This is a genomic window from Streptomyces sp. NBC_01092, assembly GCF_045039535.1.
Taxonomy (GTDB): domain Bacteria; phylum Actinomycetota; class Actinomycetes; order Streptomycetales; family Streptomycetaceae; genus Streptomyces.
In genome coordinates this window covers 4,030,919-4,056,522 of record NZ_CP108659.1, presented here as the reverse complement: position 1 = coordinate 4,056,522, position 25,604 = coordinate 4,030,919, and the positions used below count along the sequence as shown (strand labels likewise).

Below are 25,604 nucleotides of genomic sequence, written 5' to 3'. Positions count from 1 at the left end.
TCGTGCGCCTCACATCGGCCGCGCGCACCCCACCGGCCTGTCTCCGCCCAACTGGACGTAGAGGGCCGTCGGCAGGGGGCACTTCGCCCGCTTGTCGACGGCCTTCGCCACCTTGTACTGCGGCCGCTGCTCGCCCTGGCCGTCGCACGACGTCTCGCGGACCTGGCCGTCGCCGGAGTTGTAGACGCAGTCGCCGACGATCGTGCGGGGACCGCCACCGCCGCCCGGGTCACCCGGGTGGGGTTCGGTCAGATTGCGCATGCAGGCGTAGCCCTGGGGGATCGCGCCGTCGCCGTCCTCGTCGGACGTGCGGCTCTGCTCGCTGATGTGCAGGACGAAGTCCGTGGTCGCGGGGCACAGCGGTCCATCGCCCACCTTGCCCTCGTGCCGCGCCACCACCCGCGCCGCCGCCCGCTCACTGGTGCAGGACACCTCGGTGAAGCTCGTCGTGCCGAAGGAACTGCACTCGTCGACGCCGAGGAACACCGCTCCGTAGGCGGCGGGCAGCGTCGGCGTCACCTGCCGCGCGGACGCGGACGCGGTCGCGCTCCCGCTCTCGGTGAGCCGCCCGTCCCCCTCCGCCGCTCCCGAACACCCCGTCACCACCATGCCGAGCAGCACCGGCACAGCACAGGCCGCACCGAACGCACTTCTCCCACCCATCGCACTCCCCCCGGGTACCCCCGTCCAGCGTGGCCCGTCGCAGTGGGCGCACGCCAGACATGTGGGGTCCTTTGCGTCGGTTGGGGGTGAGTACGCCCGTTGTGCGGCGTACGGGCTCTACGCCCAAAGTGCTACGTCCCGCTACCCGCGCCGGTACGACAGCCCGTGCCCGACCGGGAACAGGACCCGGCTCGGATCGTCCGCCCGCTGCACCGGCACCGGCAGCTTTCCGCGCGGTGCCACCCGCCCGGCGATCACCCGTGCGGCCGCCCGCAGTTCGACGTCGGTCCAGGAGTAGGACGCCAGGAAGGCCCGGACGCCGGGCAGCTGCGCCACGTCGTAGGGGTTGCGGATCGCCACCGCCACCACCGGCCGCCCCGTCGCGAGGAGCTGCTGGACCAGCGCCTTCTGCGCACTGCTCGCCGTGACGTTGTACGTCCCGACCACCACCGCGTCCGCCTCCCGCGCCGCCGTGACGGCCCGGGCGATGGTGGCGGCGGAGGGCGCCGTACCGGTCGACAGCGCGGTCGCCGTGAAGCCCAGCTCGGTGAGCGCGGCGGCGAGCACGCCGGTCGGCGGTCCCGTCGTACCGGACGGGGAGGCCGGGTCGGCGCCGACGACCAGGACCTTCGGGTGGGTGCGGCGGGACAGTGGCAGCAGCGACCCCTCGTTGACCAGCAGAGTCGTCGTCCGCTCGGCGATACGGTCGGCGGCCCTGAGGTGGGACGGGGTGCCGACGTGTCTGTCGACCCCGCCCTGGCTGACGTACGGCTCGTCGAGCAGCCGGAGCTTCGCCTTCAGCCGCAGGATCCGCAGGATCGACTCGTCCAGCCGTGCCTCGGTCAGCTCGCCGCCCTGGACGGCCTTGAGGACCGCGTTCCACGCGATGTCGAGGGACGGCGGGTTGAGGAGCTGGTCCACGCCCGCCTTCAGCGCGAGCACCGGGACGCGGTCGTCGCCGTACTTCGTCCGTACGCCCTCCATGCCGAGCGAGTCCGTCACGACCAGCCCGTCGTAGCCCAGTTCCTCGCGCAGGATGCCGGTGAGGATCGGGCGGGAGAGGGTGGCCGGGTCGCCGGAGTCGTCGAGGGCCGGGACCATGATGTGCGCGGTCATGATCGAGTCGATGCCGGCCCGGACGGCGGCCCGGAAGGGCGGTGCGTCCAGGGACTCCCACTGCTCACGGGTGTGGGTGATGACCGGGAAGCCGTAGTGACTGTCGACGGCGGTGTCGCCGTGGCCCGGGAAGTGCTTGGCGGTCGCCGCGAGTTGCCGGGCGTGCTGGTATCCGGCCACCTCCGCGGCGACCATGCCGGCCACCGCCGCCGGGTCGGCGCCGAAGGAGCGCACGCCGATGACCGGGTTGGCCGGGTTGACGTTCACGTCGGCGACGGGGGAGTAGTTCTGCCGGATGCCAAGCGCCGCGAGTTCCCGTCCGGCGATCCGGCCGAGGGTGCGGGCGTCGGTGCGCGAGCCGCCGGCGCCGATGGCCATGGCGCCCGGGAAGAGGGTGGCGGGCTCGCCGACGCGGCAGACGATGCCGTGTTCCTGGTCGGTGGAGATGAGTACGGGCAGGCCCCGGGGCTGGGTGAGGGACGCCTGCTGGATGCCGTTGGACAGGTCGGCGATCTGGTGCGGGTCGCGGGTGTTGTGCGCCCAGGTGAAGTAGATGATGCCGCCCACGCGGTACCTGGCGACCAGATCGGCGGCCGTGCGGACGCCGATCTCCTTCAGGTTGGCGTCGATGTCGGCCTGGTCCGGAGCGGTCGCGGAGTGGCCGTAGACCCGCATGACGAAGAGCTGGCCGACCTTCTCCGGCAGGGTCATCCGGGCGATGAGGGCGCGCAGTTTCTTGTCGTCGGGGGTGGCGGCGTGGGCGGTGCCGCCGAGGGTGGTGAGACCTGCGGTGGCCGCGAGGACCGTACGTCTTGAAGGGGTCGTGGCGTTTCCCGTGCTGGTGTCGGGCACGTGCGCTCCTTCCGGAGGTGGTGCTCTGAAGGAAACTTCCGAGAAGTCACCAATAACCGGGAAGTTTCTGCCAGTCAAGGGAATGGACCGTAACCGAAGAGGGGCCGCCATCGGCGCAGTTGGAGGGGGGCGCGCCGATGACGGCGTGCTGCCGGCCGCGGCACGGCGGAGAGGGTTGGGTCAGCGATCGCAGCCAGCAGCGAGGGCCGACACCGCACCACGGTGACTCTCCGGCAGCTTGCGGGTTGGACGAGCGGGGATGGGGCTGGGTTCCCCGCGAGGGCCACAACCGGCGAAGTTGGTAAGCCGGGGTTCAGTGTGACGGATGAGCAACGGACGAGGGTCGGGTGCGGGTCCATCCCGTGGACGTCCGGGCGCGCTCCCCGGCGGCGGGGCGATCATGAGCGCATGCCCGAAGTCGCCATTCCCGGATCCAAGTCCATCACCGCCCGCGCCCTCTTCCTGGCGGCCGCGGCCGACGGTGTCACCACCCTCGTACGGCCGCTGCGCTCGGACGACACCGAGGGCTTCGCCGAGGGACTGACCCGGCTCGGCCACCGGATCGGCCGGACCCCGGACACCTGGCAGGTCGACGGCCGCCCGCAGGGCCCCGCGGTCACGGAGGCGGACGTCCACTGCCGCGACGGGGCGACCACGGCCCGCTTCCTGCCCACGCTCGCCGCCGCGGGGCACGGCACCTACCGCTTCGACGCCTCGTCCCAGATGCGCCGCCGCCCGCTGCTCCCGCTGACCCGGGCCCTGCGCGAGCTGGGCGTGGACCTGCGGCACGAGGAGCAGGAGGGCCACCATCCGCTGACCGTGCGGGCGGCCGGTGTCCAGGGCGGGGAGGTGACGCTGGACGCGGGGCAGTCGTCGCAGTACCTGACGGCGCTGCTGCTGCTCGGCCCGCTGACCCGCGAGGGCCTGCGGATCACCGTCACGGACCTGGTCTCGGCGCCGTACGTCGAGATCACGATCGCGATGATGCGGGCGTTCGGCGTGCAGGTGAGCCGGGAGGGCGACGTCTTCGAGGTCCCGCCGGGCGGCTACCGCGCCACGACCTACGCCGTCGAGCCCGACGCCTCGACCGCGAGCTACTTCTTCGCGGCGGCCGCCGTCACGGGCGGCGAGGTGACGGTCCCGGGCCTGGGTGCGGGGGCGCTCCAGGGCGACCTGGGCTTCGTCGACGTACTGCGGCGGATGGGCGCGCAGGTGTCGGTGGGCGCGGTCGCGACGACGGTGCGGGGCACGGGCGAACTGCGCGGCGTCACGGTCAACATGCGCGACATCTCCGACACCATGCCGACGCTGGCCGCCATCGCGCCGTTCGCCTCCGGCCCGGTGCGGATCGAGGACGTGGCGAACACACGCGTGAAGGAGTGCGACCGGCTGGAGGCGTGCGCGGAGAACCTGCGGCGGCTGGGGGTGGCGGTGACCACGGGGCCGGACTGGATCGAGATCCAGCCGGCGGCCGAGGGCGCTCCCGTCGGCGCGGAGATCAAGTCGTACGGCGACCACCGCATCGTGATGTCCTTCGCGGTGACCGGGCTGCGGGTGCCGGGGATCTCGTTCGACGACCCCGGGTGCGTACGGAAGACGTTCCCGGGCTTTCACGAGGAGTTCGCGGCGCTGCGGGCGCGGCTGTGACGGCTGTCCACAGGTCGACGTGTTCTTGACGTGGTGGGGAGGATCGAGGCCATGACCGCGTACCTCATCCTCCACGGCTGGCAGAACCACCGCCCCAAGGACCACTGGCAGCACTGGCTCGCCGACCGGCTCACCGAGCTCGGCCACCAGGTCGTCTATCCGCAGCTGCCGGATCCGGACGACCCCGAACTGGAGGTCTGGCTGCAGGAGTTGACGCGGCATCTGGCCGGGCTCGACGCGGGCGCGGAGCGGGTCGTCGTCGCGCACAGCCTCTCCGTCGTGCTGTGGCTGCACGCCGCCGCGCGGAGGATGCCGGGGCTCGACGCCGTGGACCGGGTCCTGCTCGTCGCCCCGCCGTCCGGCGGCATGCTGGCCCGGCGCCCGGAGGTCGCCCGGTTCGTCCCGCCGCCCCTGGAGTTCGCCCTCCCCGGCCCGACGCGCCTGGTCGCGAGCGACAACGACCCGTACTGCGCGCAGGGCGCCGACCTCCTCTACGGAGACCCCCTCGCCCTCCCCACCGACGTCCTCCCGGGCGCGGCGCATCTCGACCTGGACGCCGGTTACGGTCCCTGGCCCGCCGTACTGGGATGGTGCCTGGACCCCACCGCGGAGATCATCGCCCGTCCGGCGTGACCTGAGGCCGTGGCGGCTGGATCACGGCTACGGCCGTCGCGTCACGCCGAGTCGTTGAGCAGCCGGGACAGATGCCGCCGCCCGGCCGTCAGCAGCTCGGGCAGCGGGGCGGCGTCCTCGTACCAGCGCTTCTCGTACTCCCAGCACAGCCAGCCGTCCCAGCCGTGCCGGGAGAGGACCTCGACGCACTCGGCGAGCGGCAGCACCCCGGCGCCGAGCGCCAGCGGGGTCGTGTCGTCGGCGGAGGCGATGTCCTTGACCTGGACGTAGCCGAGGTACGGCGAGAGGGCCGCGTAGCTCTCCGTGGGCTGCTCACCGGCCAGCCAGGTGTGCATGACGTCCCACAGCGAGCCGACGTGGCGGTGGCCGACCAGGCCCAGGACGCGGATCGCGTCGGCGGCGGCGCGGTGCGAGTCGTGGGTCTCCAGCAGGATCCGTACGCCCATGTCGGCGGCGTACTCCGCGGCCGTACCGAGGCGCCGCGCGGCGATGGCGTCCGCCGACTGGCGGCTCTGCTCGTGGTCGGCGCCGGGGAAGACGCGGACGAACGGGGCGCCGAGGTCGTGGGCGAGGTCGATGAGCCCCCGGATCTCCTCGATCACCGGCCCGTCGTCCCCGGGCGCGGCGACCCGGACGTACCCGGCGAGCCCCACCGGCTCGACCCCGGCGGCCTTGAATTCGGCCGCCACGTCGGCCCGTTCGTCGGGCCCGAGCCCCAGATGCACCGGCTCCTCGGGATGTGTACGCAGCTCGACACCGTGATAACCGTGCGTGGTCGCGAGGCGCAGCACGTCGGGGAGGGGGAGACCGGGGACGCCGAGGGTGGAGAACGCCAGTTTCATGCATCCACCTTGCCAGGGAAACGGAGGGACGCCCATCCGGCCGGGCGATCGGAACCCGGGGTGTCACTCCGCGGTGCCGTGCAGATCCAGCCGCCAGTCCTGCCCGGTCAGGTCCTTGCCGAAGGAGCGGTGGGGTTTCTCGGCGGCCAGGACGAAGCCGTGCCGCTGGTAGATGTGGCGGGCGGCGCTCAGGACGTCGTTGGTCCACAGGACGAGGTCGCGGTGGCCGACGCCGCGGGCGAAGTCGACGACGGCCGTGACCAGGCGGTCGCCGATGCCGAGGCCGCGGGCGTCGGGCTCGACCAGCAGCAGCCGTAGCCGGGCCGTGGCGGGGGCCTCGTCCCGTACGCACATCACACACCCGACCGGCCGGCCGTCCAGCTCGGCGATCCACACCCGCTCCAGATGCGGGTCGTGATCCTCCGCGAAGTCCGCGACGATCCTCGCCACCAGGCCCTCGTAGTCGGCGTTCCAGCCGTACTCGGCGGCGTACAGCGCGGCATTGCGCTGCACGATCCAGCCGAGGTCGCCGGGGCCGGGCTCGCGCAGCAGGACGTCCTCGCGGCGGGGAGGGCGGCCGTGGGACAGGATCGTACGGACGGTCGTCATCGCCTCGGCGAGGCGGGGCCGGTCGGCGGCCGGGACGGTCGACAGCAGCGCCCCGACCGATTCGTTCGCCCGCTCCTCCAGCAGCTTGCCGGTCTCCCGGCCGCGCGCGGTGAGCGTGACACGCCGGCGCCTCGGGTCCTGCCGGGAGGGGGTGCGCTCGATGAGCCCGTCCTGCTCGAACTTGTTCAGGATCCGGCTCAGATATCCCGCGTCCAGCGAGAGCTCGGTCCGCAGATCGGCCGCGTCGGTACGCGGGGAGTGCGCGAGCTCGTACAGGACGCGGGACTCGGTGAGGGTGTACGGGGCGTAGAGGTGGCGGCTGTAGTCGAGGGCGCCGATGACGTTCGTGTAGAAGCGGTTGAAGGCGCGGATGTCGTGGACGGTCATGATCGTCGACCCCGGTGGAATCTGCGGCGGTTCGGCCTGTCGATCTCTGACTCAGTCAGAGGTTCCGTCGGGTTCGAGCCTAGGACGTCCGCGCCTTCGCCGCTACCCCTCGGTGGCCGGCCGGTAGACGCACACCTGCGCGCCGGTCTTGGCCGTGGTGGTCGAGACGAGCTCCAGCGGCCGCTTCCCTCCGTCCTCCGGGAAGATCGACTTGCCGCCGCCGAGCAGCACCGGCATGACGATGAGCTGCAGCTCGTCGACCAGCCCCTCCTGGATGAGGGTGCGCACGAGGGTGGGGCTGCCCATCATCGCCAGATCGCCGCCCTCGGCCGCGCGCAGCTCGCGCACCCGGGCCACGGCCTCGGCGCCGGGGATGAGGGTGGTGTTGTTCCAGGTCAGATCGGCGTCGGTGAGGGTGCCGGAGACGACGTACTTCTTGATCGAGTTCATCCGGTCCGCGAACGGATCCCCGGCCCGCTCCGGCCACGCCGCCGCCATGGTCTGCCAGGTACGACGCCCGAAGAGCAGCGCCTCGGCCTTCCGCATCCCCGCGTCGAAGGCGCCGCCGAGGACCTCCGCGTCGAAGTACGGATGCGTCCAGCCACCGTGCGCGAACCCGCCGTCGGTGTCCTCCTTGGGGCCACCGGGGGCCTGGACGACACCGTCGAGGCTGATGAATTCGGTGATCGCGATGCGCATGGGGCTCACTCCTGTTGGCGGTCGATGCGATGACGGCAGTGAAGACCGGGGTGGGGCCGGGAAATCATCGGTGGCGGAAGCGGGTCCCGACGCCGACAGTATGGTGCGGGCGGCGACACCGTGCTGGAACTCGCCGGGACCTGCGAATGCGGTACGTGCACGCCACCTTTGACGTAATGAGCCCTGTACGGATGACGGATCGCTCGTCTACGGTCGCCGGTGGCTGACGGACGCACAACGGGGGTGCACTCGATCATGCGCGGGATCACGGGGGAACGGTCCTTGGCACGGCAGTTGGGACGGCGGTGGTGGGCGGCCGTCTTCTGCCTGGCGGCCCTCGCGGTGGCAACTCCCCTGGTCGGACCGGGAGATGGCGTCGTATCCGCCGCGCAGGCGGCGACGACGGCGAAGTCCGAGGACGGTACGGGTGGCCGCATCCCGTACTACGAGGACCGATTCAGCCGGGAGGGTTTTTACTTCCGTGACCGGCTGGGCAGCGAGTACAAGGGTGCGTATATCGCCGACAGCGGCAAATACGCCAACGGTTACAGCGAGTTCGCCAACGTGGCCGCGGCTCTGGTCGATCCGCGGGGGCGCAGCGACGAGGAACTCGCGGATCTGATCGCTCTGGGGCGGCCGGAGGAGGCGCCGGCGTACGACTTCAAGTTGGTGTCCCTGGAGGAGTGGAAGGACTACCTGCGGCCCGAGGTCTACGAGGAACTGCGCGCGGACGGCGTGCAGAACCTGCTGATGGCGCGGGCCATGAGCTTTCCCGGTGTGAGGGAGGCGGGGAAGAAGACGGGCCTGCACTCCGAGCAGCTGATCAAGAACGAGCTGGAGAAGAACCGGAACGGCAAGGCCGCCCTGAAGCCGCTGTCCTGGTACACCGACCGGGGTCCTTGCGAGGTGTGCGGCGAAGAGGTCATCGAGGACGGGACCCCGGTCTTCTACACGCAGGAGTACGGCCTGACCCAGCAGGAGCAGGCCCAGCGGGCCGCCGAGCTGAAGCCGGTCGACGCCGAACTTCGGAAGATCAGGAACAGCAGGAAGCAGCTTGAGGAGCGGGCGCACAAGGCGGCCAAGCTGCCCGCGGGACCGCGAGCGAACGAGCGGCGGGTGATCGCGAAGGAGCTGAAGAAGGTCGCCGACCGCGAGGAGTCCGCGAAGGCCCGCAGGGACCGGATCGTGGGCCGCTACAAGGACATCTACAGCGTCCGGGCCGACACGGCGCGCGGCAATCTGCGCCGGGACATCGGCAAGGCGCGGGAAGCCGACCGCGAGCTCAAGTCCGTGTTCCCCGCCCCCTCGACGGACTGCCCCATGCCGCAGGCGCAGAGCCTCGGACGCCCGCAGAGCGTCTCCGCCGTCCGGCCCGCGGCCTTCTCCGCGCGGCAGGCAGCCGACTGCGGTGACGCGGAAGAGCAGCCCAGGGGCGGCCTGGACCGCGGCCTGGCCACGACACCCCGGGCGCCCGGCGGGATCGACTTCTCCCGGCTGGAGTTGCGCTACCTCGCCGATCCCGGCTCGGCGGGCGGCGGCCTGCGCTACGCGTTCAAGGCGCCCTTGGCCGCCTCGGGCGAGAACGACGGGACGACGGGGCTTGCCGGCGCCAAGGAGTCGTCCGACGCCTTCTTCACCTGGCTGGGGCTGGAGCCGTCGACGTTCTGGGTCAACCTCAACCCCAATGAGCCCGACCGGATCGTCGACTCCCGGCTCGGCCGGACGGACGCGGGACGGGTGCTGCTGCAGGCCGATCTGCAGCTGAAGAAGACGACCGGCGAGCTCATCCACCCGGACACGAAACTCGGCGCACGGTACTGGGGAGAGCTGTCGGGCGACTGCATGTCGTTCCGCACCTGGATCGTGCCGGCGCCGGCGACGGTCCACGAGGACGGGGACGAGCTGTACATCCTGAAGTCGCCGTTGGACGTGCAGATGGAGACGCAGTATCTGAAGTCGCGCGGCGGCGAGGGGGCGGTGTCCTGCCCGCAGCAGTCGAAGTCGGTGCAGGAGCACAACGAGGCGGTGTTCCGGCGGCTGATCCTGCCCGGGGTGGTCAAGGCGGTGAACACCGCCCCGGAGTACGCCGAGCTGCGGCGGGTGTATCTCAGCCGGGTCGCCGCCCAGTGGTACCGCGAACTGAGCGCGCGCAAGGCGACGGCGTACGGCGAGATGATCGACAAGGGCGACATCGACGCGTACACCACCCGGGAGAAGTGGACGCCGCGCGACACGTTCGACGCGTACGTACGCTCCTACACCAAGGGCGAGTTCAAGGTGACGCACCGCACGCGTGAGGGCGACACCGAATACACGCGGACGTACATCTACGGCGGCGTCGACTTCACCTCCGTCCCCTTCACCTCGATGCCGGCGGACCGGATGACGGAGCGCTGGCCCACGCTGACCCGGGACGTCGGCCGGTCGCTGGCGCAGCCGGTCACCGACACCGAACAGGCGCAGGTGTGGCTCGGCGGAGGCGCTCCGAGCACGGCGGAACCGGATACCGAGGCCGAGGCCCGGGATGGTGGGGACGGTGGCGGGGGAGCGCAGGCGACCGATGCCGGGTCCGGGACGTTGCGGTGGTGGCTCCCGGCGGCGGCCCTGCTCGCGGGCCTCCTCGGGTTGCTCGCGCTACGGCGCAGGGGGCGCCGACCCCGCGTCCGTCCGGCAGCCGCGCCGCAGAAGCCCGCCGAACCGGACCATTCGCAGTGGCTCTGAACGAGCCGCCCCACTCACCGAGCCGGACGTCACCTCATGGGCCCGAGCCGGACGTCACCTCATGGGCCCGAGCCGGACGTCACCCATGGGCCCGAGCCGGACGTCACCCATGGGCCCGAGCCGGACGTCACCCATGGGCCCGAGCCGGACGTCACCCATGGGCCCGAGCCGGACGTCACCCATGGGCCCGAGCCGGACGTCACCCATGGGCCCGAGCCGGACGTCACCCATGGGCCCGAGCCGGACGTCACCCATGGGCCCGAGCCGGACGTCACCCATGGGCCCGAGCCGGACGTCACCTCATGGGCCCGAGCCGGACGTCACCCCATGGGCCCGAGCCGGACGTCACCCCATGAGCCCGAGCCGGACGTCACCCCATGAGCCCGAGCCGGACTCACCCCGTCCGGCACCCGCCCCTACCCCCGAGGCCCCCCGGACGACCCCCGAACCATCAACTCCCCCCGAATCGTGGCGATCCCCCCGGGCGGCGGCTCCTCCCGCCCCATCGCGATCCGGCCCGCCCGCGCCCCCGCCTCCGACAACGGCAGCCGCACCGTCGTCAGCGAAGGCACCGCGTCGATGCTGAACGGCAGATCGTCGAAGCCCGCCACCGAGACGTCCTCGGGGATCCGCAGGCCGGAGTCCCGCAGGGCCGCGCACGCTCCCAGCGCGACGGAGTCGTTCGCCGCCACCACCGCGGTCAACGACGCGTCCCGGCGCAGCAGTTCCAGCGTCGCCTCGTAGCCGGACTGGCGGTCGTAGCGGCCGTGGACGGTCCAGCCGGCGTCCTCCTCGATGCCGTGCGCCTCCAGGGCGGCACGGTGGCCCTCCAGCCGGTGCCGGGTCGTCGTGCGCTCCTCCGGGCCCGCGATGTAGCCCAGGCGCCGGTGGCCGAGGCCGATCAGGTGCTCGGTCAGCTCGCGTCCGCCGCCGCGGTTGTCGAAGGTCAGGGCGATCGCGCCGGTGTCCGGCGCCGGCGGCCGACCGCACAGCACCACGCGCGTCCCGGCGTCCGCCAGCTTCCGCAGCTTCGCCGAGACGGCCGCCGCGTGCGGGGCGTTCTCCATGGCGCCGCCGGTCAGCACCACCGCCGCGGCCCGCTGCCGCTGGAGCAGGGTCAGATAGGTCAGTTCGCGCTCCGGCGAACCCCCGGTGTTGCAGACGACCGCCAGCCGCTCGCCGCCCGCCCGGCCGCCGGGGCCCCCGATCTCGGACTGGATCGCGCTCGCCATGATCCCGAAGAAGGGGTCGGCGATGTCGTTGACCAGGATGCCCACCAGATCGGAGGTGGCCGCGGCCAGCGAGCTCGCGGGACCGTTCAGGACGTAGTCCAGCTCGTCCACCGCGCGCAGCACCCGCTCACGCGTGGAGGCGGCCACGGGGTAGTTCCCGTTCAGCACGCGCGACACCGTCGCGGGCGAGACCTGGGCGCGTGCCGCCACGTCCGCAAGGGTCACCGTCATCTCGTCGTCCTCCGGTCGCGCATCTCGTCGTACCACCTGTCGTACGTACGTGCTCACCACGTGTTTCACGGACAGGCCTGCCCCCTCGTAGACAGGTCATCCGCGGTCACGGTTCCGTGTATGTCGAGCAGACCTTAAGGCCAAGAACCCCGGTTGTTCGTCCCCTCGAACAACTCAACCCCGTCACGGTCTTGTCTCCACCGCTGCTCAGAGGCTAGCTTCTCATCAGATAGAAAGCGCTTGCTGTGTCGCTGGCGGGGTAGGGCGTACGCGGCGCGCACATCCGCGTACGAGACACGCACGAACGTTGGGCAGAGGCCTACGAAGGGAATGACGTGACACGCAAGTCGGTGCGTATCGCCATGAACGGTGTGACCGGGCGCATGGGTTACCGCCAGCACCTGGTCCGCTCCATCCTGGCCATCCGCGAGCAGGGCGGCCTCGACCTCGGCGACGGCACCGTGCTGTGGCCGGAGCCGGTCCTGGTCGGCCGCCGCGAGCACGCCCTGAAGGCGCTCGCCGAACAGCACGGCCTCGATCCGCAGAACGTCTCGACCGACGTCGACGCGGTCCTCGCCGACCCGAGCGTCGAGATCTACTTCGACGCGCAGGTCACCTCCGCCCGCGAGGAGGCGATCAGGAAGGCGATCGCCGCCGGAAAGCACATCTACACCGAGAAGCCGACGGCCACCGGGCTGGAGGGCGCCCTGGAGCTGGCCCGTCTCGCGAGCGCGGCCGGCATCAAGCACGGCGTCGTCCAGGACAAGCTCTTCCTCCCGGGGCTGCTGAAGCTGAAGCGGCTCATCGACGGCGGCTTCTTCGGGCGGATCCTGTCCATCCGGGGCGAGTTCGGCTACTGGGTCTTCGAGGGCGACTGGCAGAGCGCGCAGCGCCCGTCCTGGAACTATCGCGCCGAGGACGGCGGCGGCATCGTCGTCGACATGTTCCCGCACTGGGAGTACGTGCTGCACGAGCTCTTCGGCCGCGTGAAGTCCGTCCAGGCCATCGCCACCACCCACATCCCGCAGCGCTGGGACGAGAACGACAAGCCCTACGACGCCACCGCCGACGACGCCGCCTACGGCATCTTCGAGCTCGACGGCGGCGCCATCGCGCAGATCAACTCGTCCTGGGCCGTGCGCGTCAACCGCGACGAGCTGGTGGAATTCCAGGTCGACGGCACCGAGGGCTCGGCCGTCGCGGGCCTGCGTAACTGCCGTGTCCAGCACCGCAGCACGACGCCGAAGCCGGTCTGGAACCCCGACATCCCGGCCACCTACTCCTTCCGCGACCAGTGGCAGGAGATCCCGGACAACGCGGACTTCGACAACGGCTTCAAGGCCCAGTGGGAGCTGTTCCTGCGCCACGTCTACGCCGACGCCCCCTACCACTGGGACCTCCTCGCCGGCGCCCGCGGCGTCCAGCTCGCCGAGCTGGGCCTGAAGTCCTCGGCCGAGGGCCGCCGTATCGACGTACCGGAGATCCAGCCGTGACCATCCGACTGCCCGACTTCCGGGGCGGCCTGCGGGCGTACGAGCCGCGCGCCGAGCCCCTCGCGCTCACCTCGGGCGCGCCCTTCACCTCCCGTACGGTCTTCTCGGCGGCGCATGTCGTCGCCGACCCGTACGCCGACACCAGCCCCGACGCGCCCGCAGCCGTCGACTGGGACGCCACCCTCGCCTTCCGCCGCCATCTGTGGTCCCACGGACTCGGCGTCGCCGAGGCCATGGACACCGCCCAGCGCGGGATGGGCCTGGACTGGGCGGGCGCGGCCGAGCTGATCCGGCGCAGCGCCGCCGAGGCGAAGGCGGCCGGCGGCCGGATCGCCTGCGGGGCCGGCACGGACCAGATCGCCGCCGGGTCGCTCGCGGAGGTCCGGGCGGCCTACGAGGAGCAGCTCGCCGTCGTCGAGGAGAGCGGGGCGCAGGCGATCCTGATGGCCTCGCGGGCGCTCACCGCGGCGGCGAAGGGCCCCGAGGACTATCTGGAGGTCTACGGCCATCTGCTGCGCCAGGCCGCCGAGCCGGTGATCCTGCACTGGCTGGGCCCGATGTTCGACCCTGCGCTGGACGGCTACTGGGGGTCGTCCGACCTCGACACCGCGACGGACACCTTCCTGGAGGTCATCGCCACCCACCCCGACAAGGTGGACGGCATCAAGGTCTCGCTGCTGGACGCGGGGCGGGAGATCGACATCCGCCGCCGGCTCCCGCAGGGCGTGCGCTGCTACACGGGCGACGACTTCAACTACCCCGAGCTGATCGCGGGCGACGAGCAGGGCTTCAGCCACGCCCTGCTCGGCATCTTCGACCCGCTCGGCCCGCTGGCGGCTCAGGCGGTGCGGGTGCTCGACACGGGGGACGTGGCGGGCTTCCGGGCCCTGCTGGACCCGACCGTCGAACTGTCCCGGCACCTCTTCCAGCCGCCCACCCGCTTCTACAAGACGGGCGTGGTGTTCCTGGCCTGGCTGGCCGGCCACCAGACGCACTTCACGATGGTCGGGGGCCTTCAGTCGGCCCGTTCCCTCCCGCACTTCGCCCGCGCCTACGAACTGGCCGACGGACTGGGCCTGTTCCCGGACCCGAAGCTCGCCGAGGAGCGGATGAGGAACCTGCTCGCCCTGTACGGAGTGGCTCCATGACCGGTGACCTGTCCCGCTTCTCCATCAACCAGATGACGGTGAAACAGCTGTCGATGCCGGAACTGGCACACGCCTGCCTGGAGTTGGGCGTCCCGGGCGTCGGCCTGTGGCGCGAGCCCGTCCAGTCGTACGGCCTGGAGGCGACGGCCAAGCTGGTCCGCGACGCGGGCCTGACGGTCACCACCCTGTGCCGCGGCGGCTTCTTCACGGCGATCGACCCGGACGAGCGGGCGAAGGCGCTGGACGACAACCGCCGGGCCGTCGACGAGGCGGCCACGCTGGGCACGGACGTGCTGGTGCTGGTCTCCGGCGGCCTGCCCGCCGGCTCCAGGGACCTGCACGGCGCACGCGAGCGGATCGCCGACGCGCTCGGCGAGCTGGGCCCGTACGCCGAGGAGCGGGGCGTGAAGCTGGCCATCGAGCCACTGCACCCGATGTACGCCGCCGACCGCTGCGTGGTGTCGACCCTGGCCCAGGCCCTCGACCTGGCCGAACGCTTCCCGGCCCACCAGGTCGGCGTCACCGTCGACACGTACCACATCTGGTGGGACGACACCGCGCCGGCGCAGATCGCCCGGGCGGGCGCGGGCGGCCGTATCCACACCTTCCAGCTCGCCGACTGGACGACCCCGCTGCCGGAGGGCGTCCTCACCGGGCGCGGGCAGATCGGGGACGGGGCGATCGACATGCGGGAGTGGAAGGGGTACGTGGAGGCGGCCGGGTACGACGGGCCCATCGAGGTGGAGCTGTTCAACGACGGGCTGTGGGCCCGGGACGGCCGGGAGGTGCTGGCCGAGACGGCCCGGCGCTTCGTGGAGCACGCGATCCGCTGAAAAGAACCTGAAAAAATCTGCGGCACCCGTACAACCCTCCCGCCACCTCGCCGGTCGTACTTGGCATCAGGACTCTTGGAGGGGGATCTGGGGGGATCGCGGGGGTCCTGATGGGGAGGGAAAACCCGAGGGGCTCGGTCGGCCGACCGAGCCCCTCGAAACGTGTCAGAAGAACACCCCGCAGCGCAGCAGCACATTCGCGTACGGCCGTGCCTCGCCGGTCCGTACGATCAGCCGCGCCCCGGCCGACAGCTCCTTGAGCCGCTCGTGCGGGACCAGCTCCAGTTCGGGGAACTCGCCCTCCAGCAGCGCGGCCGCCGCGGGGTTGGCGTCGCGGACCTCCTTCGCGGCCGTCGCGCCCTCCACCACCAGCTCGGCCAGCAGCCCGTCCAGCACCACGGCGAACGACGGCACGCCCGCCCGGAAGGCCAGGTCCACGACCCGGGGCCCGTCGGGTATCGGCATGCCCGCGTCGCAGACGAGGACGCCGTCGCCGTGGCCCAGCTCGGCGAGGGCGCCGCTGAGGTGGCGGTTCAGGATTCCGGCCCTCTTCACAGCGCGTCGACCTGCGCCGCCGTGGGGAAGGACACCTGCGCGCCCTGCCGGGTCACGGCCACCGCACCGACCCGCGCCGCGTACGCCGCCGCCTCGGCCAGGGGCGCGCCCGTGCCGAGCCGCCACGCCAGCGCGGCCGTGAACGCGTCGCCCGCGCCCGTCGTGTCCACCGCGTCCACCTTCACGGCCGCGATCCGCGTCATGCCGTGTGCGGTGGCCACCAGCGCGCCCTGCGCGCCGAGGGTCACGACCACCGAGCGAGGGCCCTTGGCCAGCAGGATCCGCGCCCAGTCCTCGGGGGTCTCGCCCACCGCGGAGTTGCCGAGGATCACCTTCGCCTCGTGCTCGTTCACGATCAGCGGGTCGCAGGCCGTCAGCACCTCGGTGGGCAGCGGCCTGGGCGGGGACGGGTTCAGCACGAACCGGCTGCCCTCCGCCAGGCTGCGGACCACCTCGACGACCGTCTCCAGCGGGATCTCCAGCTGGGCCGAGACCACCCGGGAGGCGTGGAAGAGGCTCGCGGCGGCCCGGACGTCGCCCGGGGCGAGCCGGCCGTTCGCGCCCGGCGAGACGACGATGCTGTTGTCCCCGGACGGGTCCACGGTGATCAGCGCGACGCCGGTCGGTGCGCCGCCGACCAGGACGCCCACCGTGTCGACGCCGGACTCACGCTGCGAGTCGAGCAGCAGCCTGCCGTGCGCGTCGTCGCCGACCCGGGCCAGCAGGGCCGTGCGGGCACCGAGCCGGGCGGCCGCGACCGCCTGGTTCGCGCCCTTGCCGCCCGGGTGGACGGCCAGATCGGAGCCGAGCACGGTCTCGCCGGCACCAGGCCGACGCTCGACGCCGATCACCAGGTCGGCGTTGGCCGATCCCACGACCAGCAGGTCGTAGTCGTACATGAGAAGCACTCCCCAGTTTTCTGCTGTCTGCCTCGGGTGGGCAGTCCCCCCGACCCGCCCACCCGTTCCCCGTCGTCAGCCGCTGAAGCCGGCCACGTTCTCCTTCGTGACCACCTTCACCGGCACCTTCACCGTCTCCTCGACCTTCTTGCCCTGAAGCGCCCTGAGCGCGTTGTCCACGGCGATCCTGCCCAGCTGCGAGGGCTGCTGCGCCACGGATGCGTAGAGCGTCCCCTGTTCAACGGCCTTGAGGCCGTCCGGAGTTCCGTCGAAGCCCACGACCTGAACCGACGTGCCGGCCTTGGAGCCCAGCGCCTTGACCGCGCCGAGCGCCATTTCGTCGTTGGCCGCGATGACGCCCTGGACGTCCGGGTGGGCCTGGAGCAGGTTCGACATCACGTCGAGGCCCTTGGTCCGGTCGAAGTCGGCGGGCTGCTGGGCGACGACCTGGATGCCGGGGAAGGCCTTGAGGCCGTTCGCGAAGCCCTGCGCGCGCTCGCGGGCGGCGGACGTGCCCGCCTGGCCCTGGAGGATCACGATCTTGCCCTTGCCGCCGAGCTTCTCGGCGATCGACTTGGCGGCGAGCTCACCACCGGCCACGTTGTCGGAGGCGACCAGGGCGCTCGTCTTCGCGTTGTTGACCACGCGGTCCACGGCGATGACCGGGATGTCCGCCTTGTCGGCGGCCTTCACGGAGTTGCTCGCCGCGTCCGAGTCCACCGGGTTGACGATGATCGCGCCGACGCCGGAACTGGTGAAGTTCTGCAGCTGGTTGGCCTGCTGGGAGGCGTCGTTCTGGGCGTCCGTGACGGTCAGGTCCACACCCAGCTTCTTCGCCTCGGCCTGGGCGCCCGCCCGGATCTGCACGAAGAAGGGGTTGTTGAGCGTCGACAGGGACAGGCCCATCTTCCGGTCGGCCGATGCGGAGGAGGAACCGTTGTGCAGGAAAGAGGTCGCCCCCACGATCGCCACGGTGACGACCGCCGCGAGGGCGTACGTCCCCGCCTGCTTGCCCTTGCCGCCCGCAGAAGTGCCGCCCGCCACCGGGGTCGCCCCGGCCTTGCGGCGCAGCGTGTCGAAGAGGACCGCCAGCGCGATCACGACACCGATGACGACCTGCTGCCAGAACGCGGACACGTTGAGCAGGTTCAGGCCGTTGCGCAGCACCGCCAGGATCAGCGCGCCGATCAGCGTGCCGGACGCCTTGCCGGTGCCGCCCGCGAGCGAGGCGCCGCCGATGACGACCGCGGCGATCGCGTCCAGCTCGTAGCCGTCGGCGGCCTGGGGCTGCGCCGAGGACAGGCGCGAGGCCAGCACGACGCCGGCGACGGCGGCGAACACGCCGGACAGGGCGTAGATGGCGAGCTTCTGCTTCTTCACCCGCAGGCCGGACAGGCGCGCGGCCTCCTCGTTGCCGCCGATCGCGTACATCGAGCGGCCGATGTAGGTCCGGCCGAGCACGAACGCGGCGATCAGGCCCATCACGATCATCACGAGGACCGGCACCGGCAGCCAGCCGCCGAGCGTGTCACCCAGGTGGGAGACGGAGTCGGGGAAGGCGATCGGGGAGCCCTCGGAGATCACCAGCGACAGACCGCGGGCCACCGAGAGCATCGCGAGCGTCGCGATGAACGGCGGGAGCTTGCCGTAGGCGATGAGGAAGCCGTTGACGAGACCGGCCACGATGCCGGTCGCGACGGCCAGCAGCACCGCTATGACGACCGGCACGCCGTGCGAAGTCGCGGTCCAGGCGAGGACGGTGGCCGACAGGGCCGCCACCGAACCGACCGACAGGTCGATGCCCGCCGAGACGATCACGAAGGTGACGCCGAAGGCGAGGATGGCGGTCACGGCCGCCTGGACGCCGACGTTGAGCAGGTTGTCGGTGGTCAGGAAGTCGCCGGACAGCGCCGACATGGCGATGACGAGGACGATGAGCGCGGTGAGCGCGCCGTTGTCGAGGAGCAGTCGGCGCAGGCCGCCGGTGGCGGCACCGGCGCCCGACGTGCTCTTGAGCGTGTCAGTGGCCACGAGCGGCCTCCGTTCCGGTCTTCCGAGGGGTGGGGTTGCTGACGGCGAGTGCCATCACGGAGTCCTGAGTGGCCTCGTCGGCGGACAGTTCGCCCGCGATCCGGCCCTGGGCCATCACCAGCACCCGGTCGCTCATGCCGAGCACCTCCGGCAGATCGCTGGAGATCATCAGTACGGCGGCGCCGGCGGCGGTGAGTTCGTTGATGAGCTGGTAGATCTCGACCTTGGCGCCGACGTCGATGCCGCGCGTCGGCTCGTCGAGGATGAGCACCTTGGTGTCGGCGAGCAGCCACTTGCCGATGACGACCTTCTGCTGGTTGCCGCCGGAGAGGGTGCGCACATGCTGGCCGAGCCCGGTCATCCGCACGCCCAACTGCCCGGCGATCCTCGCGGCGGCCTCCCGCTGGCCCTTGAGGTCGACGAGCCCCGCGCGCGTGGCGGCGCGCATGGTCACCAGACCGAGGTTCTCCTCGACGGACGCGTCAAGGACCAGGCCCTGGCCCTTGCGGTCCTCGGGGATCAGCCCGATGCCGGCCGCCATGGCGGCGCCCACGTCATGCCCCTTGAGGGCCGTCCCGGCGACCTTCACGGCACCCTTGTCGTACGGGTCCGCCCCGAACACCGCTCGCACGACCTCGGTACGTCCGGCGCCGACGAGCCCGGCGATGCCGACGACCTCCCCGGCGTGCACCTCGAAGCCGACGTCGTGGAAGACGCCGTCGCGGGTCAGGCCCTCGACGCAGAGCAACGCGGCGCCCTTGTCGGCCCGTTCACGCGGGTACTGCTGCTCGATGGAGCGGCCCACCATCAGCCGGACGAGCTCGTCCTCCGGAGTGGAAGCCGGGACCTGCCCGACGCTCTTGCCGTCCCGGATGACCGTGACCCGGTCGCCCAGGGCGGCGATCTCCTCCAGGTGATGCGTGATGAAGACGATCCCGACGCCGTCCTCGCGCAGCTTGCGCACGATGGCGAAGAGCCTGTCGACCTCCTCGGAGGTGAGCACGGCGGTCGGCTCGTCCATGATGAGCACGCGCGCGTTCAGGCTGAGCGCCTTGGCGATCTCGACCATCTGCAGGCGCGCGATGCCGAGTTCACGCACCCGCGCGCGGGGCGACACGTTGACGCCGACCCGCTCCAGCAGAACGGCGGCATCGGCCTCCATCCGCTTCCGGTCGATCATCCCGAAGCGGCGCGGCTGGCGCCCCAGAAAGATGTTCTCGGCGACCGTCAGATCCGGAACGAGGTTGAACTCCTGGTAGATGGTGGCGATCCCGAGGCGCCCGGAGTCCTGCGCACCGTGGATGCGCGTCTCCTTGCCGTCGACCAGGATGCGCCCGGCATCCGGTGTGTAGGCGCCGGAGAGCATCTTGATGAGGGTGCTCTTGCCGGCACCGTTCTCACCGAGAAGGACGTGCACCTCGCCCCGGAGCAGATCGAAGTCGACGCCGTCCAGCGCGACCACGCCCGGGAAGGTCTTCCGTATGCCCTCGATCCGCAGCAACTCGTCCTGGTTGCTCACGACGTGCTCCTTTGCACTGGGGTGGGGTTCTCGCCGCAGGAGCGGCGTACGACGAGGCGGGCGGGGAGCGTGACGGACTCGCCGGGCCGTCCCTCGATGCGGTCCACCAGGGCCCGTACGGCGGCCCGGCCCAGCTCGCCCGTCGGTTGGGCGATGGCGGTGATCGGCGGATCGGTGTGCACGAACCACCGGATGTCGTCGAACGCGGCGAGCGCGAGGTCGTCCGGTACGCGCAGACCACGCGCGCGTACGGCGTCCAGCGCGCCGAGTGCCATCAGGTTGTCGGCCGCGAAGACGACCTCGGGCGGCTCGGGCAGGTCGAGGAAGCCCTCGGTGACCTGCCGGCCGCTCTCGGCCTGGAAGTCGCCCTGGCCTATGTAGGCGTCGGGGAGTTCGAGGCCGTACGCGCCGAGTGCCTCCCGGAAGGCCTCCACGCGCTCGCGTCCGGTCGTGGTGGCGGCGGGTCCCGCGATGATCGCGAGCCGCCGGTGCCCGAGCCCGTGCAGATGCGCCACGAGATCCCGTACGGCACCGCGCCCGTCCGACCGCACCACCGGCACGTCCACGCCCGGGATCCAACGGTCCACGAACACCATGGGCGTCCCCGCCCGCGCCGCGTCCAGCATCAGCGGGGAGCCGCCGTCGGTGGGGGAGACGAGGAGTCCGTCGATACGGCGGTCCAGCAGGGTCCGCACGTGATGGTCCTGGAGGTCCGGCCGCTCGTCGGCGTTGCCGATGATGACGCTGTAGCCGAGCGCGCGGGCCTCCTCCTCGACGGAGCGGGCCAGCTCGGTGAAGTAGGGGTTCATCACGTCGCTGATGACCAGGCCGAGGGTGCGGGTCTGGTCGGTGCGCAAGGAGCGGGCGACGGCGTTCGGGCGGTAGCCCAGGGTCTCGACGGCGGCCAGCACGCGTGCGCGTGCCTCGGCGCTGACCGACGGATGGTCGTTCAGGACGCGCGAAACCGTGGCGACGGATACCCCCGCCTCGGCAGCGACGTCCTTGATGCTCGCCATCGCCGCTCCACCTCCTTGTGGATCGTTCGTGGTCGATGGTCGTGGAATCGATTACATCGACGTGTACGGAGGATTGGAATCGATTACACGGGAGTTAATCAACCCCTCAACCACATCCCGAGACCGGATCGTGATGTCGTCCCTGCGCTGTCGCGGCACGCTCCGCGGCGGTGCAGCCTGGAAGTGCGGGGGCGTTTCCCCAGGGCCCTCGCGGGCCGGAGTGGAGGACTCATGACGGCAGCGACTCGCGACGACGTGCCCGTCGTCCTCGGCGGCGACGGCGTGGAGGTGCGCACCAAGCCCATCGGCGGCGGCATGTCCGTCGGCTACATCAGCCTGCCCGAGGGCACGGACATGGGCCCCGCCCTCAAGGGCCTGGAGGGCGACGCCTGCCCATGCCCGCACTGGGGCTACCTGCTGAAGGGCCGGCTCCGGATGCTCACACCCCAGGGCGAGGAGCAGTACGAGGCGGGTCAGGCGTACTACTGGGGTCCCGGCCATGTCCCCGTGGCCCTGGAGGACTGCGAACTCGTGGAGTTCTCGCCGACGGAGGACTTCGGGAAGGTCATCGACCACGTGAAGTCGCAGGCGGGGTGACGGCTGCCGGCAGCCTTGTCCACAGTCTTGCCGCGTTGTCGTACCCGACCGGTAGCGTCGGATCATGTCCAATCAGGCGGGGACTTCCACGGGCGAGCGGCGACTGGCGGTGCTCGAAGGCGTCCTGGAGCGGATCACGTATGCCAACGAGGAGAACGGCTACACGGTCGCCCGCGTCGACACCGGCAGGGGCGGCGGCGACCTCCTCACGGTCGTCGGCGCGCTGCTCGGCGCCCAGGCCGGCGAGTCCCTGCGGATGGAGGGGCGTTGGGGCTCCCACCCGCAGTACGGCAAGCAGTTCACCGTCGAGAACTACACGACCCTCCTGCCGGCCACCGTCCAGGGCATCCGCCGCTATCTCGGCTCCGGCCTGGTCAAGGGCATCGGCCCGGTGTTCGCCGACCGGATCACCCAGCACTTCGGCCTGGACACCCTGAAGATCATCGAGGAGGAGCCCAAGCGCCTCATCGAGGTCCCCGGCCTCGGCCCGAAGCGGACCAAGAAGATCGCCGACGCCTGGGAGGAGCAGAAGGCGATCAAGGAGGTCATGCTCTTCCTGCAGACCGTCGAGGTGTCCACCTCCATCGCCGTGCGGATCTACAAGAAGTACGGCGACGCGTCCATCTCCGTCGTGAAGAACCAGCCCTACCGGCTGGCGGCCGACGTCTGGGGCATCGGCTTCCTCACCGCCGACAAGATCGCCCAGTCCGTCGGCATCCCGCACGACAGCCCGGAGCGCGTGAAGGCCGGCCTCCAGTACGCCCTGTCGCAGGCCACCGACCAGGGCAACTGCTACCTCCCCGAGGAGCGGCTGATCGCGGACGCGGTCAAGCTGCTCCAGGTCGACACGGGCCTGGTCATCGAGTGCCTGGCCGAACTCGCCCAGGTCCCGGAGGACGGCGGCGACCCGGGGGTCGTACGGGAGAAGGTGCCAGGCCCGGACGGCCACTCCGACCCCGTCACGGCCGTCTACCTCGTCCCCTTCCACCGCGCCGAACTCTCCCTCTCCGCCCAGCTCTTGCGGCTGCTGCGCACCGACGAGGACCGGATGCCGGGGTTCCATGACGTGGCCTGGGACAAGGCGTTGGGGTGGCTGAAGGGCCGTACGGGCACGGACCTCGCGCCCGAGCAGGAGGCCGCTGTCAAGCTGGCGTTGACGAAGAAGGTCGCCGTGCTGACCGGTGGCCCCGGCTGCGGCAAGTCCTTCACCGTGCGCTCGATCGTGGAGCTGGCCCGCGCGAAGAAGGCCAGGGTCGTGCTGGCCGCCCCCACCGGCCGCGCCGCCAAGCGCCTCGCCGAGCTGACCGGCGCCGAGGCCTCCACCGTCCACCGCCTGCTGGAGCTCAAGCCCGGCGGAGACGCGGCCTACGACAAGGACCGGCCGCTCCAGGCCGACCTGGTGGTGGTCGACGAGGCGTCCATGCTGGACCTGCTGCTGGCCAACAAGCTGGTCAAGGCCGTACCGCCGGGCGCCCACCTGCTCTTCGTGGGGGACGTGGACCAGCTGCCCAGCGTCGGCGCGGGGGAGGTCCTGCGCGACCTGCTCGCCGACGGCGGCCCGATCCCGGCGGTGCGCCTCACGCGCGTGTTCCGCCAGGCCCAGCAGTCCGGCGTGGTGACCAACGCGCACCGGATCAACGCCGGGCAGCACCCCGTCACCGACGGCATGAAGGACTTCTTTCTCTTCGTCGAGGACGACACGGAGGAGACCGGACGGCTCACCGTGGACGTGGCGGCCCGTCGGATTCCGGCCAAATTCGGACTCGACCCGCGCCGGGACATCCAGGTGCTGGCTCCCATGCACCGCGGCCCGGCCGGCGCGGGCACGCTCAACGGCCTGCTCCAGCAAGCCATCACACCGGGACGCCCCGATCTCGCGGAGAAGCGGTTCGGCGGCCGGGTCTTCCGCGTCGGCGACAAGGTCACCCAGATTCGCAACAATTACGAGAAGGGCGAGAACGGTGTCTTCAACGGCACCGTGGGCGTGGTCACCTCGCTCGACCCGGTCGACCAGCGCCTCACCGTGCTGACGGACGAGGACGAGGAGGTTCCGTACGAATTCGACGAACTGGACGAACTGGCGCATGCGTACGCGGTGACGATCCACCGTTCACAGGGGAGTGAATATCCCGCTGTGGTGATCCCCGTCACCACGGGAGCATGGATGATGCTCCAGCGGAACCTGCTCTACACGGCGGTCACCCGGGCCAAGCAACTGGTCGTCCTCGTGGGTTCACGCAAGGCCATCGGCCAGGCGGTGCGCACGGTGTCGGCCGGGCGCCGCTGCACGGCGCTCGACTTCCGGCTCGCGGGCTCCTGAACGCTGCTTTTCGGCCCCCCGCCGGGCCCCCTTGTGACCTGCCGTTTCGTGAGGCAGTGAAAAAAATGATCGATCAAATGAGTCGTGAAGGTCACAGAGCACTTCCAGATGGGGAAAGCAGGGGGCAGGATGGCAGGTTGGCGGCACTCAGTGCCGCCAATAGGCCCAATGGTCGACCCCGAGTGCACTCACCTGAGCCGAATGGGGGAGGCTAGAGACAGTCAGGGCAACCTCGAAGATGAGGCACAACGTCGGTGAGGGAAGACGTGAGCGACAACTCTGTAGTACTGCGGTACGGCGACGGCGAGTACACCTACCCGGTGATTGACAGCACCGTCGGCGACAAGGGCTTTGACATCGGCAAACTCCGGGCCCAGACCGGCCTGGTGACGCTGGACAGCGGCTATGGCAATACCGCCGCCTACAAATCCGCCATCACCTACCTCGACGGCGAGGCGGGCATCCTGCGGTACCGCGGCTACCCGATCGAGCAGCTGGCCGAGCGCTCCACCTTCCTGGAGGTGGCCTACCTGCTGATCAACGGTGAGCTGCCGTCCGTCGACGAGCTCTCGACCTTCAAGAACGACATCACGCAGCACACCCTGCTGCACGAGGACGTCAAGAACTTCTACAAGGGCTTCCCGCGCGACGCCCACCCGATGGCCATGCTGTCGTCGGTCGTCTCGGCGCTGTCCACCTTCTACCAGGACAGCCACAACCCGTTCGACGAGACGCAGCGCAACCTCTCGACGACCCGCCTGCTCGCGAAGCTCCCGACGATCGCGGCGTACGCGTACAAGAAGTCGATCGGCCACCCGTTCGTCTACCCGCGCAACGACCTCGGTTACGTCGAGAACTTCCTGCGGATGACCTTCTCGGTGCCGGCGCAGGAGTTCGAGCTGGACCCGGTCGTCGTGGCCGCCCTCGACAAGCTGCTGATCCTGCACGCGGACCACGAGCAGAACTGTTCGACGTCGACGGTCCGCCTGGTCGGCTCGTCGCAGGCGAACATGTTCGCGTCGATCTCCGCCGGTATCTCCGCGCTCTGGGGCCCGCTGCACGGCGGCGCCAACCAGTCCGTCCTGGAGATGCTCGAGGGCATCCAGGCCAACGGCGGCGATGTCGACTCCTTCATCCGCAAGGTGAAGAACAAGGAGGACGGCGTCCGCCTGATGGGCTTCGGCCACCGGGTGTACAAGTCCTTCGACCCGCGCGCGAAGATCATCAAGGACGCGGCGCACGACGTCCTCTCCGCCCTCGGCAAGTCCGACGAGCTGCTGGACATCGCCCTGAAGCTGGAAGAGCACGCGCTCTCCGACGACTACTTCGTCTCGCGCAACCTCTACCCGAACGTCGACTTCTACACCGGCCTGATCTACCGGGCCATGGGCTTCCCGACCGAGATGTTCACGGTCCTGTTCGCCCTGGGCCGCCTCCCGGGCTGGATCGCCCAGTGGCACGAGATGATCAAGGAGCCGGGTTCCCGCATCGGCCGCCCGCGCCAGATCTACACGGGCGTCGTCGAGCGCGACTTCGTGCCGGTCGAGGAGCGCTAGACGCT

General features: G+C 71.0%; 21 protein-coding genes. 10 read left to right on the top strand and 11 right to left on the bottom strand.

Annotated elements, in window-relative coordinates; genetic code table 11:
- Positions 1-9 precede the first annotated feature (9 nt).
- Both OG254_RS18200 and OG254_RS18195 read right to left on the bottom strand, forming a co-directional pair.
- Positions 10-663, bottom strand: coding sequence for a hypothetical protein (locus OG254_RS18200; RefSeq protein WP_405583024.1), 654 nt, complete (start codon positions 661-663; stop codon positions 10-12).
- A 141-nt stretch (positions 664-804) separates the two neighbouring features.
- Entirely contained in the window at positions 805-2,631 is a 1,827-nt protein-coding gene (locus tag OG254_RS18195; RefSeq protein WP_405583022.1) for a glycoside hydrolase family 3 protein, read from the bottom strand.
- A gap of 408 nt (positions 2,632-3,039) precedes the next feature.
- Between OG254_RS18195 and aroA the strand changes: the two genes are divergently transcribed.
- Positions 3,040-4,278, top strand: coding sequence for a 3-phosphoshikimate 1-carboxyvinyltransferase (gene aroA, locus OG254_RS18190; protein ID WP_405583020.1), 1,239 nt, complete (start codon positions 3,040-3,042; stop codon positions 4,276-4,278).
- 51 nt (positions 4,279-4,329) lie between these two features.
- On the top strand, positions 4,330-4,911 hold the full coding sequence (locus OG254_RS18185) for an RBBP9/YdeN family alpha/beta hydrolase (protein ID WP_405583018.1): 582 nt from the start codon (positions 4,330-4,332) through the stop codon (positions 4,909-4,911).
- 41 nt (positions 4,912-4,952) lie between these two features.
- Here the strand turns inward: OG254_RS18185 and OG254_RS18180 are convergent, their stop codons facing one another.
- The 3 genes from OG254_RS18180 to OG254_RS18170 form a co-directional block, all read right to left on the bottom strand.
- Positions 4,953-5,753 (bottom strand): sugar phosphate isomerase/epimerase family protein, encoded by an 801-nt coding sequence (locus OG254_RS18180; RefSeq protein WP_351189627.1) that lies wholly within the window; start codon positions 5,751-5,753, stop codon positions 4,953-4,955.
- A 63-nt stretch (positions 5,754-5,816) separates the two neighbouring features.
- Positions 5,817-6,749 carry a GNAT family N-acetyltransferase gene (locus tag OG254_RS18175; protein ID WP_405583015.1) on the bottom strand — a complete coding sequence of 311 codons (933 nt, stop codon included), beginning with the start codon at positions 6,747-6,749 and terminating at the stop codon, positions 5,817-5,819.
- A 102-nt stretch (positions 6,750-6,851) separates the two neighbouring features.
- Positions 6,852-7,448, bottom strand: coding sequence for a dihydrofolate reductase family protein (locus tag OG254_RS18170; protein ID WP_147999413.1), 597 nt, complete (start codon positions 7,446-7,448; stop codon positions 6,852-6,854).
- A 255-nt stretch (positions 7,449-7,703) separates the two neighbouring features.
- Between OG254_RS18170 and OG254_RS18165 the strand changes: the two genes are divergently transcribed.
- Both OG254_RS18165 and OG254_RS18160 read left to right on the top strand, forming a co-directional pair.
- Positions 7,704-10,169 (top strand): hypothetical protein, encoded by a 2,466-nt coding sequence (locus tag OG254_RS18165; RefSeq protein ID WP_405583013.1) that lies wholly within the window; start codon positions 7,704-7,706, stop codon positions 10,167-10,169.
- Positions 10,170-10,205: 36 nt separating this feature from the next.
- Positions 10,206-10,550, top strand: coding sequence for a hypothetical protein (locus OG254_RS18160; RefSeq protein WP_405583011.1), 345 nt, complete (start codon positions 10,206-10,208; stop codon positions 10,548-10,550).
- Positions 10,551-10,585: 35 nt separating this feature from the next.
- Here OG254_RS18160 and OG254_RS18155 read toward each other — a convergent pair whose 3' ends face one another.
- On the bottom strand, positions 10,586-11,632 hold the full coding sequence (locus OG254_RS18155) for a LacI family DNA-binding transcriptional regulator (protein ID WP_405583009.1): 1,047 nt from the start codon (positions 11,630-11,632) through the stop codon (positions 10,586-10,588).
- Between the two features lie 335 nt (positions 11,633-11,967).
- Between OG254_RS18155 and OG254_RS18150 the strand changes: the two genes are divergently transcribed.
- Genes OG254_RS18150 through OG254_RS18140 form a run of 3 tightly spaced genes read left to right on the top strand, consistent with a single transcriptional unit; the run spans position 11,968 to position 15,106 of the window.
- Positions 11,968-13,125 carry a Gfo/Idh/MocA family protein gene (locus OG254_RS18150; RefSeq protein ID WP_405583007.1) on the top strand — a complete coding sequence of 386 codons (1,158 nt, stop codon included), beginning with the start codon at positions 11,968-11,970 and terminating at the stop codon, positions 13,123-13,125.
- Positions 13,122-14,273: a dihydrodipicolinate synthase family protein gene (locus tag OG254_RS18145; RefSeq protein ID WP_405583005.1), complete on the top strand. Its 1,152-nt coding sequence runs from the start codon at positions 13,122-13,124 to the stop codon at positions 14,271-14,273. Before OG254_RS18150 ends, OG254_RS18145 begins: the two co-directional genes overlap by 4 nt.
- Positions 14,270-15,106, top strand: coding sequence for a sugar phosphate isomerase/epimerase family protein (locus tag OG254_RS18140; protein ID WP_405583003.1), 837 nt, complete (start codon positions 14,270-14,272; stop codon positions 15,104-15,106). Before OG254_RS18145 ends, OG254_RS18140 begins: the two co-directional genes overlap by 4 nt.
- Positions 15,107-15,271: 165 nt before the next feature.
- On the opposite strand, the gene rbsD is transcribed toward OG254_RS18140, so the two are convergent.
- The 5 genes from rbsD to OG254_RS18115 all read right to left on the bottom strand — a co-directional run bounded on the left by rbsD (position 15,272) and on the right by OG254_RS18115 (position 21,126).
- Positions 15,272-15,661 (bottom strand): D-ribose pyranase, encoded by a 390-nt coding sequence (rbsD, locus tag OG254_RS18135; RefSeq protein WP_147999409.1) that lies wholly within the window; start codon positions 15,659-15,661, stop codon positions 15,272-15,274.
- The gene (locus tag OG254_RS18130; RefSeq protein ID WP_405583000.1) at positions 15,658-16,560 is read right to left on the bottom strand and encodes a ribokinase; all 903 of its coding nucleotides are present in this window, start codon (positions 16,558-16,560) and stop codon (positions 15,658-15,660) included. The genes rbsD and OG254_RS18130 overlap by 4 nt, the downstream gene beginning before the upstream one ends.
- A gap of 75 nt (positions 16,561-16,635) precedes the next feature.
- On the bottom strand, positions 16,636-18,591 hold the full coding sequence (locus tag OG254_RS18125) for a substrate-binding domain-containing protein (protein ID WP_405582998.1): 1,956 nt from the start codon (positions 18,589-18,591) through the stop codon (positions 16,636-16,638).
- Entirely contained in the window at positions 18,581-20,110 is a 1,530-nt protein-coding gene (locus tag OG254_RS18120; RefSeq protein ID WP_405582996.1) for a sugar ABC transporter ATP-binding protein, read from the bottom strand. Before OG254_RS18120 ends, OG254_RS18125 begins: the two co-directional genes overlap by 11 nt.
- Complete coding sequence (locus tag OG254_RS18115; RefSeq protein ID WP_147999405.1) at positions 20,107-21,126, bottom strand: LacI family DNA-binding transcriptional regulator; 1,020 nt, start codon at positions 21,124-21,126, stop codon at positions 20,107-20,109. Before OG254_RS18115 ends, OG254_RS18120 begins: the two co-directional genes overlap by 4 nt.
- Before the next feature lie 231 nt (positions 21,127-21,357).
- Here OG254_RS18115 and OG254_RS18110 point away from each other — a divergent pair, with 231 nt between their 5' ends.
- The 3 genes from OG254_RS18110 (at position 21,358) to OG254_RS18100 (ending at position 25,599) form a co-directional block, all read left to right on the top strand.
- The gene (locus OG254_RS18110; protein ID WP_405582993.1) at positions 21,358-21,723 is read left to right on the top strand and encodes a hypothetical protein; all 366 of its coding nucleotides are present in this window, start codon (positions 21,358-21,360) and stop codon (positions 21,721-21,723) included.
- Positions 21,724-21,787: 64 nt separating this feature from the next.
- Positions 21,788-24,043 carry an ATP-dependent RecD-like DNA helicase gene (locus tag OG254_RS18105; RefSeq protein ID WP_405582991.1) on the top strand — a complete coding sequence of 752 codons (2,256 nt, stop codon included), beginning with the start codon at positions 21,788-21,790 and terminating at the stop codon, positions 24,041-24,043.
- Between the two features lie 266 nt (positions 24,044-24,309).
- Positions 24,310-25,599 carry a citrate synthase gene (locus OG254_RS18100; protein WP_405582989.1) on the top strand — a complete coding sequence of 430 codons (1,290 nt, stop codon included), beginning with the start codon at positions 24,310-24,312 and terminating at the stop codon, positions 25,597-25,599.
- Positions 25,600-25,604: the final 5 nt, after the last annotated feature.

Bases quoted from the DNA above. Each gene is read 5' to 3' on its own strand.
- OG254_RS18110 (WP_405582993.1), top strand. From the start codon at position 21,358: ATGACGGCAGCGACTCGCGACGACGTGCCCGTCGTCCTCGGCGGCGAC.
- aroA (WP_405583020.1), top strand. From the start codon at position 3,040: ATGCCCGAAGTCGCCATTCCCGGATCCAAGTCCATCACCGCCCGCGCC.
- OG254_RS18130 (WP_405583000.1), bottom strand. From the start codon at position 16,560: ATGTACGACTACGACCTGCTGGTCGTGGGATCGGCCAACGCCGACCTG.
- OG254_RS18200 (WP_405583024.1), bottom strand. From the start codon at position 663: ATGGGTGGGAGAAGTGCGTTCGGTGCGGCCTGTGCTGTGCCGGTGCTG.
- OG254_RS18105 (WP_405582991.1), top strand. From the start codon at position 21,788: ATGTCCAATCAGGCGGGGACTTCCACGGGCGAGCGGCGACTGGCGGTG.
- OG254_RS18140 (WP_405583003.1), top strand. From the start codon at position 14,270: ATGACCGGTGACCTGTCCCGCTTCTCCATCAACCAGATGACGGTGAAA.
- OG254_RS18185 (WP_405583018.1), top strand. From the start codon at position 4,330: ATGACCGCGTACCTCATCCTCCACGGCTGGCAGAACCACCGCCCCAAG.
- OG254_RS18165 (WP_405583013.1), top strand. From the start codon at position 7,704: ATGCGCGGGATCACGGGGGAACGGTCCTTGGCACGGCAGTTGGGACGG.
- OG254_RS18180 (WP_351189627.1), bottom strand. From the start codon at position 5,753: ATGAAACTGGCGTTCTCCACCCTCGGCGTCCCCGGTCTCCCCCTCCCC.
- OG254_RS18155 (WP_405583009.1), bottom strand. From the start codon at position 11,632: ATGACGGTGACCCTTGCGGACGTGGCGGCACGCGCCCAGGTCTCGCCC.
- OG254_RS18160 (WP_405583011.1), top strand. From the start codon at position 10,206: ATGGGCCCGAGCCGGACGTCACCTCATGGGCCCGAGCCGGACGTCACC.
- OG254_RS18170 (WP_147999413.1), bottom strand. From the start codon at position 7,448: ATGCGCATCGCGATCACCGAATTCATCAGCCTCGACGGTGTCGTCCAG.
- OG254_RS18115 (WP_147999405.1), bottom strand. From the start codon at position 21,126: ATGGCGAGCATCAAGGACGTCGCTGCCGAGGCGGGGGTATCCGTCGCC.
- OG254_RS18175 (WP_405583015.1), bottom strand. From the start codon at position 6,749: ATGACCGTCCACGACATCCGCGCCTTCAACCGCTTCTACACGAACGTC.